This is a genomic window from Rhodococcus coprophilus NBRC 100603 (genome assembly GCF_001895045.1).
GTDB classification, from domain to species: Bacteria; Actinomycetota; Actinomycetes; order Mycobacteriales; family Mycobacteriaceae; genus Rhodococcus; species Rhodococcus coprophilus.
The window spans coordinates 145243-161739 of sequence record NZ_BDAM01000011.1 but is presented as its reverse complement, the minus strand read 5'-3'; the positions used below and the strand labels follow the sequence as shown (position 1 = coordinate 161739).

At 67.6% G+C, this 16497-nt stretch carries 16 protein-coding genes; 2 read left to right on the top strand and 14 right to left on the bottom strand.

Annotation, left to right across the window (positions count from 1 at the left end):
* Positions 1–52 precede the first annotated feature (52 nt).
* The 10 genes from RDCOP1_RS19305 to RDCOP1_RS19260 form a co-directional block, all read right to left on the bottom strand.
* Complete coding sequence (locus RDCOP1_RS19305; RefSeq protein WP_072704284.1) at positions 53–1051, bottom strand: lysophospholipid acyltransferase family protein; 999 nt, start codon at positions 1049–1051, stop codon at positions 53–55.
* Positions 1048–2118 (bottom strand): NAD-dependent epimerase/dehydratase family protein, encoded by a 1071-nt coding sequence (locus RDCOP1_RS19300; protein ID WP_072704688.1) that lies wholly within the window; start codon positions 2116–2118, stop codon positions 1048–1050. Before RDCOP1_RS19300 ends, RDCOP1_RS19305 begins: the two co-directional genes overlap by 4 nt.
* 190 nt (positions 2119–2308) lie before the next feature.
* Entirely contained in the window at positions 2309–2410 is a 102-nt protein-coding gene (locus RDCOP1_RS19295; protein ID WP_003402602.1) for a 30S ribosomal protein bS22, read from the bottom strand.
* A 198-nt stretch (positions 2411–2608) separates the two neighbouring features.
* Positions 2609–2845 (bottom strand): helix-turn-helix domain-containing protein, encoded by a 237-nt coding sequence (locus RDCOP1_RS19290; RefSeq protein WP_072704281.1) that lies wholly within the window; start codon positions 2843–2845, stop codon positions 2609–2611.
* Between the two features lie 157 nt (positions 2846–3002).
* On the bottom strand, positions 3003–3839 hold the full coding sequence (gene proC / locus RDCOP1_RS19285; protein WP_072704278.1) for a pyrroline-5-carboxylate reductase: 837 nt from the start codon (positions 3837–3839) through the stop codon (positions 3003–3005).
* Positions 3840–3915: 76 nt separating this feature from the next.
* The gene (locus RDCOP1_RS21385; RefSeq protein ID WP_072704275.1) at positions 3916–4758 is read right to left on the bottom strand and encodes a thioesterase family protein; all 843 of its coding nucleotides are present in this window, start codon (positions 4756–4758) and stop codon (positions 3916–3918) included.
* On the bottom strand, positions 4755–5474 hold the full coding sequence (locus RDCOP1_RS21380; RefSeq protein WP_072704685.1) for a MerR family transcriptional regulator: 720 nt from the start codon (positions 5472–5474) through the stop codon (positions 4755–4757). The genes RDCOP1_RS21385 and RDCOP1_RS21380 overlap by 4 nt, the downstream gene beginning before the upstream one ends.
* A gap of 179 nt (positions 5475–5653) precedes the next feature.
* Entirely contained in the window at positions 5654–6628 is a 975-nt protein-coding gene (locus RDCOP1_RS19270) for a sugar phosphate isomerase/epimerase family protein (RefSeq protein WP_072704272.1), read from the bottom strand.
* Between the two features lie 4 nt (positions 6629–6632).
* Positions 6633–8000: an Rv0497 family membrane protein gene (locus RDCOP1_RS19265; RefSeq protein ID WP_072704269.1), complete on the bottom strand. Its 1368-nt coding sequence runs from the start codon at positions 7998–8000 to the stop codon at positions 6633–6635.
* The gene (locus tag RDCOP1_RS19260; RefSeq protein WP_072704265.1) at positions 7997–8950 is read right to left on the bottom strand and encodes a Ppx/GppA family phosphatase; all 954 of its coding nucleotides are present in this window, start codon (positions 8948–8950) and stop codon (positions 7997–7999) included. The genes RDCOP1_RS19265 and RDCOP1_RS19260 overlap by 4 nt, the downstream gene beginning before the upstream one ends.
* 45 nt (positions 8951–8995) lie before the next feature.
* Between RDCOP1_RS19260 and RDCOP1_RS19255 the strand changes: the two genes are divergently transcribed.
* Positions 8996–9796 carry a DUF3109 family protein gene (locus RDCOP1_RS19255; protein WP_072704262.1) on the top strand — a complete coding sequence of 267 codons (801 nt, stop codon included), beginning with the start codon at positions 8996–8998 and terminating at the stop codon, positions 9794–9796.
* A 69-nt stretch (positions 9797–9865) separates the two neighbouring features.
* On the opposite strand, the gene RDCOP1_RS19250 is transcribed toward RDCOP1_RS19255, so the two are convergent.
* From RDCOP1_RS19250 to RDCOP1_RS19240, 3 genes are all read right to left on the bottom strand, one after another.
* Entirely contained in the window at positions 9866–10555 is a 690-nt protein-coding gene (locus RDCOP1_RS19250; RefSeq protein ID WP_072704682.1) for a winged helix-turn-helix domain-containing protein, read from the bottom strand.
* Positions 10556–10615: 60 nt separating this feature from the next.
* Positions 10616–11794, bottom strand: coding sequence for a sensor histidine kinase (locus RDCOP1_RS19245; RefSeq protein ID WP_072704260.1), 1179 nt, complete (start codon positions 11792–11794; stop codon positions 10616–10618).
* Between the two features lie 151 nt (positions 11795–11945).
* Positions 11946–12695, bottom strand: coding sequence for a phosphoglyceromutase (locus RDCOP1_RS19240; RefSeq protein ID WP_072704679.1), 750 nt, complete (start codon positions 12693–12695; stop codon positions 11946–11948).
* A 140-nt stretch (positions 12696–12835) separates the two neighbouring features.
* Between RDCOP1_RS19240 and RDCOP1_RS19235 the strand changes: the two genes are divergently transcribed.
* Positions 12836–14641: a hydroxysqualene dehydroxylase gene (locus RDCOP1_RS19235; protein WP_072704676.1), complete on the top strand. Its 1806-nt coding sequence runs from the start codon at positions 12836–12838 to the stop codon at positions 14639–14641.
* A 77-nt stretch (positions 14642–14718) separates the two neighbouring features.
* Here RDCOP1_RS19235 and RDCOP1_RS19230 read toward each other — a convergent pair whose 3' ends face one another.
* The gene (locus tag RDCOP1_RS19230) at positions 14719–16305 is read right to left on the bottom strand and encodes a 4-coumarate--CoA ligase family protein (protein WP_072704258.1); all 1587 of its coding nucleotides are present in this window, start codon (positions 16303–16305) and stop codon (positions 14719–14721) included.
* Positions 16306–16497 lie beyond the last annotated feature (192 nt).

Below are 16497 nucleotides of genomic sequence, written 5' to 3'. Positions count from 1 at the left end.
GGCAGCAGATCCAGCCCGGTCGACGGGATCGAGTGGCGATCGAGCCGAGCGGCTATCCGAGGAAGACGTTGCGGCGACGCGTGAGCAATTTGTAGAGCGTCTGCTGGATGGTCTCCCGCACGTGGTCGGTGACCTCGAACAACACCATCGGGTCGTCGGCGGCGACCTCGTCGTACACGTCCGTGGTGATGGGTGTGCCGAACTCGATGTACCACTTGGACGGCAACGGGACGAGCCCGAGCGGACCGAGCGCCGGGAACAGCGGCGTGACCGGGAAGTACGGCAGGCCGAGCAGACGCGCGAGCGACGACAGGTCGGCGATGTTGGGGTAGATCTCCTCCGAGCCCACGATCGAGCACGGCACGATCGGCGCGTGGGTCCGCAGCGCCGCGGACACGAACCCGCCGCGGCCGAAACGCTGCAGCTTGTAGCGTTCCTTGAACGGTTTTCCTAGGCCCTTGTAGCCCTCCGGGAAGACGGCGACCACCTGGTCCTCCTGCAGCAGGCGTTCGGCATCGGGATGGCACGCGAGAGTATGGCCTGCTTTCCGCGCTACGGTGCCGACGACCGGCAGATCGAACGCAAGGTCGGCGGCGAGCATCCGGAGCGGACGGCCCGCACGCTCCCGGACCGCGACCGAGGTCATGAGTGCGTCGAGGGGCAAGGTGCCGGCGTGGTTGGCGACGATCAGAGCTCGTCCGTCGGAGGGGATGTTCTCGGCGCCGCGCACCTCCACGCGGAACCACTTCTCGAACAGCGGCCGCAGGACCGGCTGGACGACGTGATCCGCGAAATGCGGGTCGAACCCGAAATCGTCGACTTCGTAGTCGCCGACCATGCGGCGACGCACGAACTCGGCGGTTTCGACCACCTGGGCGATGAGGGCATCACGGAGTCCGTCGAGCACACCGCCGGAGTCGTGGGGCTGCTGTGGCCGGCCCGGAGACGCAGGCCGCTCGGGGGGACGCGGAGCGACGGTCTCGGACGCGCGGCCTCCCGCCGGACGACGAGTCCCGGCGTGCAGCGGGATCACCTTGGCTACTTGTGTCATCGAACCTCCGTTCGCTCGCCCAGAGCGGAGAGCACCATCGATTCGGCCCTGTCCACCCACTCGGTTCTCATCACCCGGGTGAGATTGATTCCGCGCGCGAAGTCGTCGAGCGCTTCCCGCGTCGTCCAGCGCGGTTCGAAGCCCAGCTCGGTGCGCATGCGCGTGGTGTCGAGCCCACAACCGAAATGGAAGTAGTCCAGCTCTTCCTTGGTGAACGACTTCATCACCGAGCCCATGAGAGCGTGCCCGGCAGTGCGGAACAACCCGTACGGCATCGGCACGGTCACACCTCCCGCGCGGCGGACGGCCTGGGACATCATGACGATTCCGTCCCCCGCGACGTTGTATATGCCGGACGGCCCTCCGACGACGGCGTGTTCGAGAGCGCCGAGTGCGTCTTCCTCGTGCAGCAGCTGCAACCGCGCGTCGCGGCCGAGCACCGTGGGCACGAGCGGCGAGGTGAGGTAACTCGACACCGACCCGGGCAACCGGTTACCGACAGTCGGGGCGAGCCGGAGGATGGTGGTCGCGATGTCGCTGCGCCGACGCGCCAGCCCGCGCAGGTAGCCTTCGATTTCGATCATGTCCCTGGCGAACGGGCCTGTGGGCCGGCGTCGGGCGCTCATCTCTTCTGTGAACTTCGCCGGGTCCTTCGCACTCGACCCGTACACCACCGAGGACGATCGCAGAACGACCTTGCGCACCGACGGCGCCTTCTGGCAGACGGCGAACAGCTGCATGGCGCCGAGGATGTTCATGTCCTTCATCGCCGTGCGACTGCCGGACTTCGGGGCTTTGGCGACGGCCGACGCGTGCACGACGGTGTCGACACCCATGTTGCGGATGACCTTGCCGAGAAGGGGGTTCCGGATGTCGGCGAGAACGAATTCTGCGCGGCCCATCCGCCGGTGCATGTCTTTGGTCGGCGATTGCGTATCGACTGCGATGACGCGCTCGATATCCGGGTTCTGTGCGAGTCGTGTCACCAGATAGCCGCCGAGAAACCTGCTGGCACCGGTCACCAGCACCACGCGTGACTGCTCTGTTTCCCGCCCCTGCGAACTCACATCCACCCCTGCCTGCGACACCAGCGAGCTCTCACGCTGTCGCGGTCCTCACGGTATGCGGTCACAATACGGCGCGTTCGGCCGCCGCGCATTACACGCGAGGCGATGCCGGGAGCGGCGGCCGCGGGACGGGTGCGGAAACGAGCGATGCCCGCCACCGGAACGGAGGCGGGCATCGGCAAGCTCAGATCTACTTGCCGAGTTTGCGACGCTGCACGCGAGTGCGACGGAGCAACTTGCGGTGCTTCTTCTTGGACATGCGCTTGCGGCGCTTCTTGATCACAGAACCCATGTGGGCATCCCTCACGTTTCTTATAGCGTTCCTACGCACGCCGGTGACGTACGCCTGATGCATGTCGACGCTGGCCCTCGTTGAGTTCAGCGCCTCACGACACCGGCCGCCGGTACGACGAAAAGCAATCGTACCGGGGCGGGTACGCCTTGGTGAAACCGAGGTCCGCTCCGGGCCGCGACTGCCTTCGACGTCCGGCTATCCGACGTCGAAATACGATGTCTCCAGGTAGTCGTGAACGGCCTTCGCGTGCACGCGGAACGAGCGTCCGACGCGCACGGCCGGCAGTTCACCGCTGTGAACCAGCCTGTAAACGGTCATCTTCGAAACCCGCATCAACGCCGCCACTTCGGCGACGGTCAGGAATTGGGTACCGGCGAGAACCGATTGTCCGTCTTGGGGTTGCCCCTTCGACGGCGTGTTTCCTGTAACCATTACACACCTCCGGCACGTCCGCGCCGCCGGCTTCCCCTCCGGCGGAACAGACACGCACGTGCTGTTTCGAGCTTAGCGTGACGAATGGTTCCTGTGCGACGATGACGACCGGTATTTTCCCCGGCCACGAATCAGGTACACCCCATAATGAGGGGTTCTACGCGGTTCCCGGGCTCGGTTCCGCGACGTTGCCGATCTGTACCGACCGGGCGCGCGCCGCCTCGATCGCCTCGTAGAAGGCGGTGCGGACGCCGCCGCGTTCGAGTTCCCGGACCGCTGCCGCGGTGGTCCCACCGGGCGAGGTGACGGCGGCACGCAGGTCTGCGGCGTTCTCCCCCGACTGCGCGAGCATCGCCGCCGACCCGGTCATCGTCTGGACGACGAGTTCGGTCGCGACCGCGCGGGTGAGCCCGACCGCCACTCCCGCGTCGATCATTGCTTCGGCAACCAGGAAGAAGTAGGCGGGTCCCGACCCCGAGACGGCGGTGACCGCGTCGATCTGCGACTCCGGCACGACCGACACCGTGCCCACCGAGTCGAGGATCTCGCGGACGGTGTCGAGGTGCTGAGGCCGCGCGTGCCGCCCGGCAGCGAGCACGCTGGCGCCCTGCCCGACGAGCATCGGCGTATTGGGCATCACGCGGACGACGGGGAAACCGGCCGGAAGCTTCTTCTCGTACCTCGCCGTGGTGACCCCGGCGGCGAGGGACACCAGGATCTGCTCGTTCTCGCTGTCGAGGTCGGCCGACGCCAGCGCACCGATCACGGCGTCGACGTCGTTCGGCTTGACGGCCACGACCACGACGTCGGCGCCTTCGACAGCGTCGGATGTGCTGTCGGTGACGCGAATGGAGTACTCCGCGGACAGCTCCGCAGCGCGCTCGGGGTACTTCTCGGCCACGACGAGATCCTTCGTCGCGAATCCGTTGTGCAACAGTCCCGAGATCAGGGCCTCGCCGATCTTTCCGCCACCGATCACAGCAATTCTCGTCATAGGTGACAGCCTGCCACGACCCGTCGCCCGCCCGGTATCGCAGGCCGGGTGTCGTGGGACACCGGCGGCCGTGGTGTCAGCGCGGGATCATCGCGAGCTGGCGCGACTGCACGACGACCGTGCCCGTGGAGTCGACGACGGTGTGGTCTTCCTCGAACCACGTCCCACCCAGCACGCTGCTCTCCGCCGTCACCCGCAGCCATCCGGGGGCGGGGACGTGCCGCAGGTACGCGGTGAGCTGCACCGTGGGCGCCCAGCCGAACATTCCACGGTTCATGGTGACCGGCGCGGAGATGTCGCCCGCCATGAGCGCGAACAGCACCGCGGTGTCGAGATCGGTCTCGTCGCCCGCGTGGGGGCGCGTCCACATCGACACGGCCGGCTCCCCTTCCTGCCCGGACAGGAAGTGCGCGGTGGACGGGTCGACGTGCAGGCTCGCGGCCCCGGCGAACTTCACGATCTTGCCCATCGGATGGTCGGGCGTGACCACCACCGCGTCCGCGACGGGCTCCACCGGCAGGGAAGCGGTGCGGTGCGGCACGGTGTGGAGCGGCTCGCCGCTGTCGGGGGTCCCCAGGGTCACGCTCGCGCGCACCGCGACGCGTCCGCCCTGGGAGAGTTCGACGTCGACCACCCCGACCTGCCGGCCGTTCTTGCGCAGGGTCGTGGTCAGGTCCACCTCGCCCGGATCGGGAGCCGAGACGAACGAGGCACTGACGGCGAGGGGCTGCACCGACGTGTCTGCCCCGGCAGCGAGGATCTCCCGGCGGGCGGCCGCAGCACACACCGCGAGCATGCAGCCTCCGTGCACCTTGGGTCCGATCGTCCACAGGGGATCGATATGAGCCTGCCAGCTGTTCTCACCGGTCGAGGTGATGGCGACGAGGTCGCGGAAAGGGTGGGAATCGGCCGTGCTCACGGGTTCTCCTCGGTGTTCGACTTGCCAGGGGGATTTCTGTGGCACTCGGGCGGAGACACGAAGATGCCCGCCGCGAGGTGCTGGTGCGCGAGGCGGCGCATCGCCGTGAGGACGGGCTCGTACAGCGCGGTACCGAGCACCGCTGCCTCGACGGTCTCGTGCGGCGAGGTGGTGGGCAGCACCCCGACCTCGAAACGCGCGATCTCGCGAATGTGCTGCCCGTACGCGTCGATACGGCGCTCGGACATCGTGAGGCCTGCGGCGTCGAGGGCTGCGAGCGCGTGTTCGAGTTGCGCGACCGCGGTGAACCGGGGGTCGTAGAGCTGTCCGAGCCGGTCGAGCACCCTTCGGGCACGGGGATAATCGAGTGCGCCGGCCGCAGCCGTACCGTCGCCGGTGCGCGTCTCCCCTGCGGGCGTCTCGCCTGCGGACGTCTCGTCGACATAGGGCGGCAGTGCCGCAATCGCCTTGCCGAGCACCTCGAACAGGTCGTCGCCCGGATGGTCCACGAGTGCGACGACCACTTTGATCCGGTCCAGCGGAAGGCCCTGGGACGCGAGCGCACGAACGAGGCCGAGCCGGCGGACGTGGTTGTCGTCGTACTGCGCCTGCGTGGCACTGGTCGCCCGGCCGGGCATCAGCAGGCCTTCGCGAAGGTAGTACTTGACGGTCGGCAGCGGCACGCGGGTGCGCGACGCGAGTTCCGAAATACGCACGCTCAGCCCCTTTCCGCTCACAACGGATACTACAGCTATCCAATTGGGGCACGGTCCCATGGATCGTCACGGGCACAAGCCGGTCAGGTGTCAGCACTGCCACCATCCGGAATCCTGCTGGCCCGGTGCCGGCCGGGAGCCTGTGGCGGGAGGGGTCGTTCGTTACCGCGGCAGTGCGCTCAGCGGTCGTCCCGGCGGGCACGTTCGCCGGGACCGTCCGACGGCGACACAACCCGCGCGATCTGCCCTGACGGAGGACACCCCGGGTCCCGAGGGTTCACCGGGACCGAAGGGTCGGCACGACGCGCGGACCGGTCGAGGTGACGGCGCGCGAATTCGAGAGACCGCGCGAGCATCGCGGAGCGATCCGCACGGGTGCGCGCGCTCTGCGTGCTCACCTCGAGCACGACCTGCCCGGAGAAGTTGCTCTCCGCGAGCCTCCGGCACATCTGGGCACACGGCTGGGTGCCGTCCCCGGGAACGAGGTGCTCGTCCACCGGCGATCCGCGGCCGTCCGCGAGGTGCAGGTGGGTGAGCCCGTCGCCCATCCGATCGGCGAGCGACATCGGGTCCATCCCGGCAGTCGCGGTGTGCGACAGGTCGAGTGTGTAGTGCGCGAACCCGGTATCGGTGGGGTCGAGGGAGGGCCGGAAGGTCGACACCGCGCGGCCCGGGCCGCGACGGCGAAGCCGTTCGGCTCCACGTTCGCGGCCGCCGAGCAGCACGTCGGCCCGCATCGGGTACATGTTCTCCACCGCGACCGCCACGTGGCTGGTGTCCTCGAGTTCCCCGACCTGGTCGGGAAAGGCGTCCGCATAGCGGCGCTGCCAGCGGAACGGCGGATGGATCACCACGGTCGCCGCGCCCAGGATCTCCGCGGCCCGTACCGAACGCTCCAGCTTGGCTGCCGGGTCGGCACCCCAGACGCGCTGGGAGATGAGAAGGCACGGCGCGTGTATCGCGAGGACGGGGACGCTGTACTTGCGCATCAGACGCCCCACCGCGCCGAGATCCTGGCTCACCGGATCGGCCCACACCATGAGTTCGACCCCGTCGTATCCGAGGTCCGCTGCGAACCGGAAGGCCGCCTCCGTGTCCTCCGGATAGACGGACGCGGTCGACAGCCCTACCGGTATGCCGTTCGCCGTCGCCATCGGATCACCCGTTCGGCATGAGGAACAGGAGTGGACCGAACGCCACGAACGCGCCCACTGCCAACGCAATGAGCTGGCTGGCGATGTCGTCGGTCCGGCGCAGGATCCGCACCAGCGCAACAAGACCGACGATCACCAGCAAGGCGAGACCGAATGCGACCCACGGCATCATGTCCCACAGCATTTCGAAACCCTTGAACAACAACGCGCCGGCGGCGACCGCCCCCACACTCTCCGCGATGAGCAGCGCCCACTGCTTCAGGTTGCTTCCGCCCGACGCGTCGTCCGCATCGTCGAGCGCCTCGTCGTCGCGGGTGTCGTGCTCACCCGATGCGTCGTCCGGCTTACCGACCTTCACCGGCGAAGCTCTGCGCGGCGACACCGCGTCGCCTGCGTCGTCGCGGCTCTTGCGCCGGCGTTTCCCACCCCGGGCGGGGGCGGCGGCGTCCTCACCGGACGCATCCGGGGCATTCCTCCGAGGCGTCTCGGCCGGGTCGGCGAAGCCGTGGGCGTCGGTCGTTTCGTTCTCGTCCTCGGTGCCGGTCCCCTGCAAGTCGCTCGCCGGACCCGAGAGCAGCCGCGGCTCGACGACATCCGCTGCACGCGGGACCGGTACGGGCGCGCTCTGCGGTTCCGATACGGGAAGACCGAGATGGGCGCGGGCGCGGCGTGGAAGGGCGGCGGGCCGGATCACCTCGGTCGGCGATTCGACCTTCGGGGCTTCCCGATCCGGGGTCACCGTCGCCGCCGAACTTCGCGAGGCAGACGCGACGCTCGGAGAGGCGGACGCAGGGCTCGTCGGGGTGGCGACACTGCTGCGCGAGACGGCCGGTGTGCTGCGCGAGGTGGACGCGGCGGCGGCCGAACTCGAAGCAGCGCTACGCGAGGCCGAGGCGGGGCTGCGCGGGGCGGATGTGGAACGGGAAGCGATCGTCGGTTTGGTACCGAGACCGCTCTTGGGAGTCGCCGCCGGAGTACCGAAATCCGGCCGCACGGTGACGGTGGTCAGCTCCGTCGGCGACGGCGGGGCCGGCGTGACGAGTTCCGGCACCTCGACGCGGGGAGTCACCGGCACGACCGGCTCGACGCGCGGGGTTTCGGGAACGACGAATTCCACCTGGGGAACCGACGGCGCCACGGGCTCGACCTTGGGCACCTGAGGCGGCGCGTCGTCGGCCGATCGCGCTGCCGAGGGTGCGGGATCGGAGTTGCGGGTGATCGGAATTTCGCCGGTCAGTTCCGCGACGGAGATTCCGCCACTCGAACCGCGCCGACGGCGCCCGCCGCTGCGCGAACTCACCTTCTGGCCGTTGCGCGCCAGCAACTCTGCGACGGAGACCTGCCCCGTGTCGCTTCTGTGATTCTCGGTCATCCGGCAGTCACCACCAGTTCGCCCCCCATGTCGGTATCGAGCTTCCGCAGAATCAGGCCTTCGCGCAATGCCCACGGGCAGATCCGCAAGGTTTCCACACCGAGCGCCCGCATGCTGGCCTCGGCGACCAGCGCCCCGGCGACCAGCTGCCGCGACCGATCCGCACTCACACCTTCGAGTTCGGCACGGTCGGCGGTGGTCATCCGGGAGATGAATGCGATGAGCTGCCGGAGTCCGCTCGCGGTCAGGGTCCGCTCGACCCGCATGCCCGCCGACGAGGGCGCGGCACCCGTGAGCCGCGCGAGAGTGCGGAACGTCTTCGACGTGCCGACGCACAGATCGGGTTCACCGGCATGGCGCAGGTGCTTGGTGGGTTCGACGAGTTCGGCGTCGAGCCAGTCGCGCAGCGCCGAGATCCGCCGCTTGCCGGGCGGATCCTCTCGGAACCAGTCGCGGGTGAGACGGCCGGCGCCCATCTGCAGCGAATAGGCTACGTCCGGATCTTCGTCCCCACCGAAGGACAGCTCCAGCGACCCGCCTCCGATGTCGAGGTTGAGGATGCGGCCGGCGCTCCATCCGTACCAGCGCCGGACCGCGAGGAACGTCAGTCGCGCCTCGTCTTCGCCCGACAGCACGTCGAGAGAGATTCCTGCCTCCCCGCGTACCCGGTCCAGCACGTCGTCGGAGTTTCCCGCGTCGCGTACCGCGGAAGTCGCGAACGCCATGAGCTCGCCACAGCCCGATGTCCGGGCGATGCTCGCGAATTCGGCGACCGTCTCCACCAGCCGATCGGCGCCCTTCGCGGTGATGTCGCCGTTGTCGTCGATGTTCTCCGACAGCTGGAGTGTCGCCTTGGTCGAACTCATGGGTGTGGGGTGGCCGCCCCGATGGGCGTCCACCACCAGTAGGTGAACGGTGTTGCTTCCGACGTCGAGTACCCCTAAGCGCACATCAACACGTTACTGGGTCTACCGTCGGGACTCGTGACAGCAGGTATGCCCGGCGCCGCCCGCAAGCTCGACCCGGCCCCGGAAGTTCCCCTCGACTTCCCTCGAGAGTGGGTCGAGTTCTACGACCCCGACAACGACCAGCACCTCATCGCAGCCGATATGACGTGGTTGCTCTCTCGATGGACCTGCGTGTTCGGCACTCCGGCGTGCCAGGGAATCATCGACGGGCGACCCGACGACGGGTGCTGCTCGCACGGCGCTTTCCTGTCCGACGAGGACGATCGCGTCAAGCTGGAGGGGGCAGTGAAACATCTCACGCCCGACGACTGGCAGTTCATGGACAAGGGCCTCGGCAAGAAGGGTTTCCTCGAGGAGGACGAACTCGAGGACGAGCCCGCACTGCGGACGCGCCGGCACAAAGGCGCCTGCATTTTCCTCAACCGTCCGGGTTTCGAGGGTGGCGTCGGGTGTGCACTGCACAAGATGGCCCTGCGGCGCGGCATCGAACCGCTCGAGATGAAGCCGGACGTGTGCTGGCAACTCCCGATCCGGCGCACCCAGGACTGGATCGAGCGTCCCGACGGAACCGACATCCTGCGGACCGTCATCACCGAGTACGACCGCCGCGGCTGGGGCGAGGGCGGGCACGACCTCGACTGGTACTGCTCCGGCTCCCCCGACGCTCACGTAGGCGAACGCCCGGTGTGGCAGTCGTATGCGCCCGAGCTCACCGAGTTGCTCGGCGCGGCCGCGTACGACGAGCTGGCACGCCTGTGCCGTCGCCGTCAGGGACTCGGACTCGTCGCCGTCCACCCGGCGACCACTGCCGCGCAGAACCGTTCGTGACGCCGGGCGGGGTCCGGCGAATCCACTGCCGGACCGCGCCCGACGGCACCACCGCCCGGCCGGCGGCCGTCACTCCTCGAGTTTGTAGCCGAGTCCCCGGACGGTGACGAGATGCTCCGGCTTGGCCGGGTCGGCCTCGATCTTCGATCGCAGACGCTTGACGTGGACGTCGAGCGTCTTGGTGTCGCCCACGTAGTCGGCCCCCCAGACCCGGTCGATGAGCTGCCCCCGGGTGAGCACCCGCCCGGAGTTCCTCAGCAGGTATTCGAGCAGGTCGAATTCCTTGAGCGGCAACGACACCTGCTTGCCGTCGACGAGCACCACGTGGCGGTCGACGTCCATGCGGACGGGGCCGGCCTCGAGTATCGCGTCGGACTGCGCGCTGTCGGCCTCCGTGTCGACGCCACGTCGCAGCACCGCCCTGATCCTGGCTATCAGCTCGCGCGCCGAGTACGGCTTGGTGACGTAGTCGTCGGCTCCGAGCTCGAGGCCCACGACCTTGTCGATTTCGCTGTCGCGGGCGGTCACCATGATGACCGGGACTCCCGAGCGGCTACGCAACTGCTTGCAGACATCCGTTCCGCTCATACCCGGCAACATCAGATCCAGCAGGACGATGTCGGCGCCCGCACGATCGAATTCCGCAAGCGCAGAGGGTCCGTCGCCCACGATCGTCGTCTCGAAACCTTCCTTGCGCAGCAGGAAGGCGAGCGGATCCGCCAGCGATTCCTCGTCCTCGACGATCAGCACACGGGTCACTGCCTTGCCCTCCATGTAGTCCTTCGGAGCCGTCCCGGTTTCCCGGGCAGCCTTTGTGAGTCACTCGCCGGCGTCGCCTTCTCCGTCCGACAGAGCATTCTCGTCGTCCTGCCCCTCGAAGTGGGCGGGGATGAGCAGAGTGAACGTGGAACCCGTCCCCGGCTTGCTCCACAGCGTGATCTCCCCGTTGTGGTTCGCGGCGACGTGCTTGACGATCGCGAGACCCAGCCCGGTGCCGCCGGTGGCGCGCGACCGCGCGGTGTCGACGCGGAAGAACCGTTCGAACACGCGCTCCTGGTAGTCCTTCTCGATGCCGATTCCCCGGTCGGTGACGGCGATGGCCACTTTTCCGTCTCGCAACGAGCGGGTCACGGACACGGGCGAGCCCGGTGGCGAGTAAGCGATGGCGTTCGCGACCAGATTGGTCAGTGCGGTGACGAGGAGGGTCCGGTCGCCCAGCACCTCGTATCCGCAGGGCTTGTCGGTGGTGATGTCGATGTCGGCGTTCTCCGCGCTGAGCCGGGTTCGCGCCAGCGCCTCGTCGATCACCGTATCCACGTCGACGACCTCGAGGTCTGGGAGTTTCTCTGCTCCCTGGAGTTTCGACAGGGCGATCAGCTCGTTGACGAGGTTGCCGAGGCGCACCGCCTCGCTCTGCACGCGCCGGCCGAAATGGCGGACGCTGTCCGGGTCGTCGGCGGATTCGAGCAGCGCCTCGGCGAGAAGACCCATCGCACCGACCGGGGTCTTCAACTCGTGACTGACGTTGGCGACGAAGTCGCGGCGGGTAGCTTCCATGCGCACGTGCTCGGAATCGTCGTCTGCATAGAGGACGACGAACCTGGGGTCGTGCTCGAGCAGTATCCGAGCCGTGCAGCGCACCGCGATGTGGTCGCGACCGTGCGGAGATCTGGGCGCGAGGTCGAGATCGAGGGGCTCCCCCGTCTCGAGGACCCGGTTGGCGACCTCCCACGCACGATCCTCGATGAGACGGTTGCGGACGAGCCCGAGTTCTTCGGCCCGCGGATTGAAGAGGATCACGTCGTGGAACTTGTCCACCACCGCGATACCGGTCGCGGACCCGTAGACCACGCGATCGAGGACGTCCGCCATGGTGGGCCCCGCTTCGGTGCGCTCGGCGGCGCGGCGTCGCCGGGTGGACCGCGACACCGCCAGAGCAAGAACGGCACCGAGGACCGCGGCGACGGTTGCCAGCAGGACCGCCTGCGTAACACTCACGAAGGGAATCGTAGTAACACCAGAACTGCGGACGACACCGGGGCGACGACGTTCATCGCACGTCACGCCCTATTTTGCGGGCATTGTCCGGTTGTTCATCCACCGTTTGCCGTGCCCGCGCAAGGGGTGTCGCGCGGGCACGGCGACGGCATTACTTCTTCGCGCCCTGGTTTGCCACTGCCGCGGCGCCGGCCGCAGCAGCCTCGGGATCGAGGTAGGTGCCGCCCGGGTTCAGCGGGCGCAGGTTCTCGTCCAGGTCGTATCGGAGCGGGATGCCGGTGGGGATGTTCAGCCCGGCGATGTCTTCGTCGGAAATACCGTCGAGGTGCTTGACGAGCGCGCGCAGCGAGTTGCCGTGCGCAGTGACCAGCACCGTCTTTCCGGCGAGCAGATCCTGCGAGATCGTCGACTCCCAGTAGGGAACGAAACGCTCGACGACGTCCTTCAAGCACTCGGTGAGCGGAACCTCGTCGAGATTCGAGTACCGGACGTCGGTGTCCTGGCTGTACTTCGAGCCGGGCTCGATCGGCGGCGGCGGGGTGTCGTAGCTGCGACGCCACAGCATGAACTGCTCTTCACCGAACTCGTCCTTGATCTCGGACTTGTTCTTGCCCTGCAGCGCGCCGTAGTGACGCTCGTTGAGCCGCCAGTCGCGGACCACGGGGATCCAGTGCCGATCGGCGGCGTCGAGGGCGAAGTTCGCGGTGCTGATGGCCCGGCGCAACAGCGAGGTGTAGACGACGTCGGGCAGGACACCCTGCTCGGCGAGCAGTACGCCGGCGCGCTTGCCTTCGGCGACGCCCTTGTCGGTGAGATGCACGTCCACCCAGCCGGTGAACAGGTTCATCGCGTTCCATTCGCTCTCGCCGTGGCGGAGCAGAACCAGTGTTCCGATACTCATGGTCCAATCCTGACACGGTGCGACGGCGAATTCGCCCACGGGAGGGGCAATTATCGGCCATATTCGACAACGTGCGTTGCCACTCTCTGCCGGGAACGCACGGTTCGGTCATCTTCGTCATTGCCGACCTGGGGGATTCCATGCCAGATGCACGCCTGTCCCGTCGCTCCGTCCTCACCGCGCTGGGCGCTCTCGGCGCCGCCGCCGCACTTCCGTCCGCAGCCGCGGCCCGTCCACCGGGAGCGGGCGCGACCAGCCCGGGACGCCGGGCACCGGCCGTCCACTCGACGGGCCGCCGGGTCGCGATCCTGGGCGGTGGAATGGCCGGGCTCACCGCCGCGCACGAACTCGTCGAGCGCGGATTCGAAGTCACCGTCTACGAGCCGACCGCTCTCGGCGGGAAGGCGCGCAGTATGCCCTCGCCCGGCACCGGCACGGGCGGTCGCCTCGACCTCCCGGGAGAGCACGGCTTCCGCTTCTTTCCCGGCTTCTACCAGCACATCCCGGATACGATGCGCCGAATCCCCTTCACCGGCAACGCGAACGGGGTGTTCGACAATCTCGTTTCCGGTCCGGCCTTCCGGCTGTCCATCCCGGGTGGGCCGGATCTCACCGCCCCGGCCTCGATCTCACCGCTGCGACTCGACGTCTACGACCTCGAGTCGCTCCAGCAATCGCTCGGTGCCGTCTTTTCTCTCGGCGGCGCCATCCCACCCCACGAACTCGCGCTGTTCACCCGCAAACTCGTGATGTTCCTGACGAGTTGCATCGAACGCCGCGACGACGAGTGGGAACACCAGACGTGGTCACAGACCCTCGAGGCGGACGGCAAGTCGCAGGGCTACCGCGACATCCTCGTCTCGGCACTGACACGGCAACTGGTCGCCGCGCGGCCGCAGTCCGCTTCCACCCGCACCATCGGCGTCATGGGCCAGGCGTTCGTCTGGAACGCCCTGGGTACCGTCCCCGCCTACGGGCATCTCGACAGATTGCTCTCGGCCCCCACCAACGAAGCCTGGATCGACCCCTGGGCGCGACTCCTGCAGGACCTCGGCGTCAAAATCGAAATGGGCTGGCGCGCCGAGTCGATCGAGTTGTCCGGAGGACGGATCACCGGGGCACGCATGGCACACGGTTCGGGAAGCCGGGCGGTGGCCGACGCCGACTGGTTCGTCTCCGCGATGCCGGTCGAGCGCGCAGTGTCCCTGTGGTCGCCGACCATCCTCGATGCCGATCCCCGCCTCGAACTCATGCGTCATCTGACGACCGACTGGATGGTGGGTATCCAGTACTTCCTCCGCGAACGCTCCCGGATCGCGCAGGGGCACGTGGCCTATCTCGGCACGCCCTGGGCACTGACGTCGATCAGTCAGGCACAGTTCTGGCGAGGCGACTTCGCATCGCGCTACGGCGACGGCAACACCCACGACTGCCTGTCCGTCGACATCTCCGACTGGGACACCCCGGGCATTCTCTACGGCAAGATCGCCAAGGACTGCACGCCCGAGGAAATCGCACGCGAGACCTGGGCGCAGATGCAGCAGTGCCTCAACGACGTGGGCGAGCCCGCGCTGCGGGACGAAGACCTCGTGTCGTGGTTCCTCGATCCGGGGGTGCGCTGGAACGCCACGACCGGACGGAACACCAACGACACGCCGTTGCTCATCAATACCGCCGGGTCGCGGAAGAACCGGCCGGAGGCACACACCGCCATTCCCAATCTGTTTCTCGCCGGTGACTACGTACGCACCGACATCGACTTGGCCACAATGGAATCCGCGAATGAATCCGCGCGATCCGCGGTGTCTGCGCTGCTCGCTGCAGCAGGTTCTCCGGCTGCCGCTCCTGCGATGTACCGGCTCCACGAGCCGCCCGAACTCGAACCCTTCCGGCGCATCGATCTCGACCGGTATCGCGCCGGGTTGCCCCACGTCCTGGCGGGATGATTTCCGCGGGGCCGTCCACGAATACAGGTCCGGCCGCGAGCATTCTCGCGGCCGGACCTGTATTCGATGCCCTGCGCCTACGCGGTCGGCGCCCGCAGATCCTTGCGGAGAATCTTGCCCGCGGCAGACTTCGGCACGACGTCGATGAACTGCACTCGCCGCACCTTCTTGTACGGCGAGACGCGGTCGGCGACGAACGCGATCACCTCGTCCTCGGTCAGCGACGAATCAGGCTGTCGCACAACGAATGCCTTCGGGACTTCTTCCCCGTCCTCGTCGAGGACGCCGATTACCGCGGCGTCTGCGATCTGCGGATGGGTCAGCAGCAACGCCTCGAGTTCCGCAGGCGGCACCTGATAGCCCTTGTACTTGATCAGTTCCTTCAGCCGGTCGACGATCCGGACCACCCCGTGCGCATCCACAGTGGCGATGTCCCCGGTGTGCAGGTAGCCGTCGGCATCGAGCGTCTCGGCCGTCGCTTCGTCGTTTCCGAGATACCCGGCCATGACGTTCGGCCCCTTGCACCACAGTTCGCCCGCTGCGGAGACTCCGTCCCCGGTGGGATACTCGACTTCTTCCCCGGTCGCCGGATCGACGATCTTGCATTCCATGTTCGGCACCGTGAATCCGACCGAGTCCAGCGGGGTCTCGTTGTCGGAGAACGGAATTGCATGGGACACCGGGCTCATTTCGGACATTCCGTAACCCTGGCGCACGTTGCAGCCGAGGCGTGCGGCGACCGCCCCGCCCAGCGCCTTGTCGAGGGGCGCCGCCCCCGAGAACACGGTATGGATGCTCGACAGGTCGTACTGGTCGACGAGCGGGTGCTTCGCGAGCGCCACTGCGACCGGCGGAGCGATGAAGATGTACGTGCACTTGCGTTCGGAGATGAGGGAGAGAAACTCGACGAGGTCGAATTTCGGCATCGTCACGAGCGTCGCCCGATTCGACAGTGCCGCGTTGAGCAGAACGGTCATGCCGTAGATGTGGAAGAACGGCAGCAACGCCAGCACTCGATCGTCGCGACCGATTCCCATCCGCGGGTTGATCTGGCACACATTGGCGACGAGGTTGCGATGCGTCAGCATGACGCCCTTGGGCCGGCCGGTGGTCCCCGACGAATACGGCAGTACCGCAAGGTGCGTCGCCGGGTCGAAGCTCACCTCGGGAGCGGGGGCTCGCTCTGCGAGCAGGTCCCGAAGCGAGGGGTGGCCTTCGGCGCCGTCGAGCACGATGAGCAGGTCGGCGGGGATCCCCACCGCCTCTGCCGCCTCGGCCGCCTGCGGCAGCAGCGGCGAGACGGTCAGCACGGCTTTGGCACCGGAATCTTCGAGTTGCTTGACGATGTCCGCGGCGGTGTAGAGCGCGTTGATCGTGGTGGCAGTGGCACCGGAGCGCAGGATCCCGTGGAACACGGCGGCAAACGCCGGAACGTTCGGCGAAAGCAGGCCCACTACATCGCCGACACCGATGCCCCGCGCCGCGAGTGCGCCGGCGATCCCGTCCACCTGTGCGATGAGCGTGCGGTAATCAGTCACAGCCCCGGACGGTCCGTCGATCAGCGCAGACCTGTCGAGGTCGGCTTCGTCGATCGAGCCGAACAGGAAGTCGTAGACGCTCAGCGCGGGAACATCGACATCGGGAAAAGGGCTGCGGAAACTCATGTTTTCTCCTCCGAGCTGATCGCGTCGGCACACCGTGCCGTTGGGTCGCGCGCAACGATACCGCACGGATGTGATCGGCCTCACACCGATTCGGCAAGGCCTCTTCGGGCAGACCGGAGCGGCTCGGTGAGACTCGGAACACCGAAAAGCCCTGCGCACGAAGGATGTCGCGCACAGGGCTCCGGTGACCGA

What these genes read in the sequence shown, in the direction of transcription:
- RDCOP1_RS19305 (WP_072704284.1), bottom strand. Translation starts at nt 1,051, where the DNA reads ATGACACAAGTAGCCAAGGTGATCCCGCTGCACGCCGGGACTCGTCGT.
- RDCOP1_RS19295 (WP_003402602.1), bottom strand. Translation starts at nt 2,410, where the DNA reads ATGGGTTCTGTGATCAAGAAGCGCCGCAAGCGCATGTCCAAGAAGAAG.
- RDCOP1_RS19290 (WP_072704281.1), bottom strand. Translation starts at nt 2,845, where the DNA reads ATGGTTACAGGAAACACGCCGTCGAAGGGGCAACCCCAAGACGGACAA.
- proC (WP_072704278.1), bottom strand. Translation starts at nt 3,839, where the DNA reads ATGACGAGAATTGCTGTGATCGGTGGCGGAAAGATCGGCGAGGCCCTG.
- RDCOP1_RS19270 (WP_072704272.1), bottom strand. Translation starts at nt 6,628, where the DNA reads ATGGCGACGGCGAACGGCATACCGGTAGGGCTGTCGACCGCGTCCGTC.
- RDCOP1_RS19265 (WP_072704269.1), bottom strand. Translation starts at nt 8,000, where the DNA reads ATGACCGAGAATCACAGAAGCGACACGGGGCAGGTCTCCGTCGCAGAG.
- RDCOP1_RS19255 (WP_072704262.1), top strand. Translation starts at nt 8,996, where the DNA reads ATGCCCGGCGCCGCCCGCAAGCTCGACCCGGCCCCGGAAGTTCCCCTC.
- RDCOP1_RS19240 (WP_072704679.1), bottom strand. Translation starts at nt 12,695, where the DNA reads ATGAGTATCGGAACACTGGTTCTGCTCCGCCACGGCGAGAGCGAATGG.
- RDCOP1_RS19235 (WP_072704676.1), top strand. Translation starts at nt 12,836, where the DNA reads ATGCCAGATGCACGCCTGTCCCGTCGCTCCGTCCTCACCGCGCTGGGC.
- RDCOP1_RS19230 (WP_072704258.1), bottom strand. Translation starts at nt 16,305, where the DNA reads ATGAGTTTCCGCAGCCCTTTTCCCGATGTCGATGTTCCCGCGCTGAGC.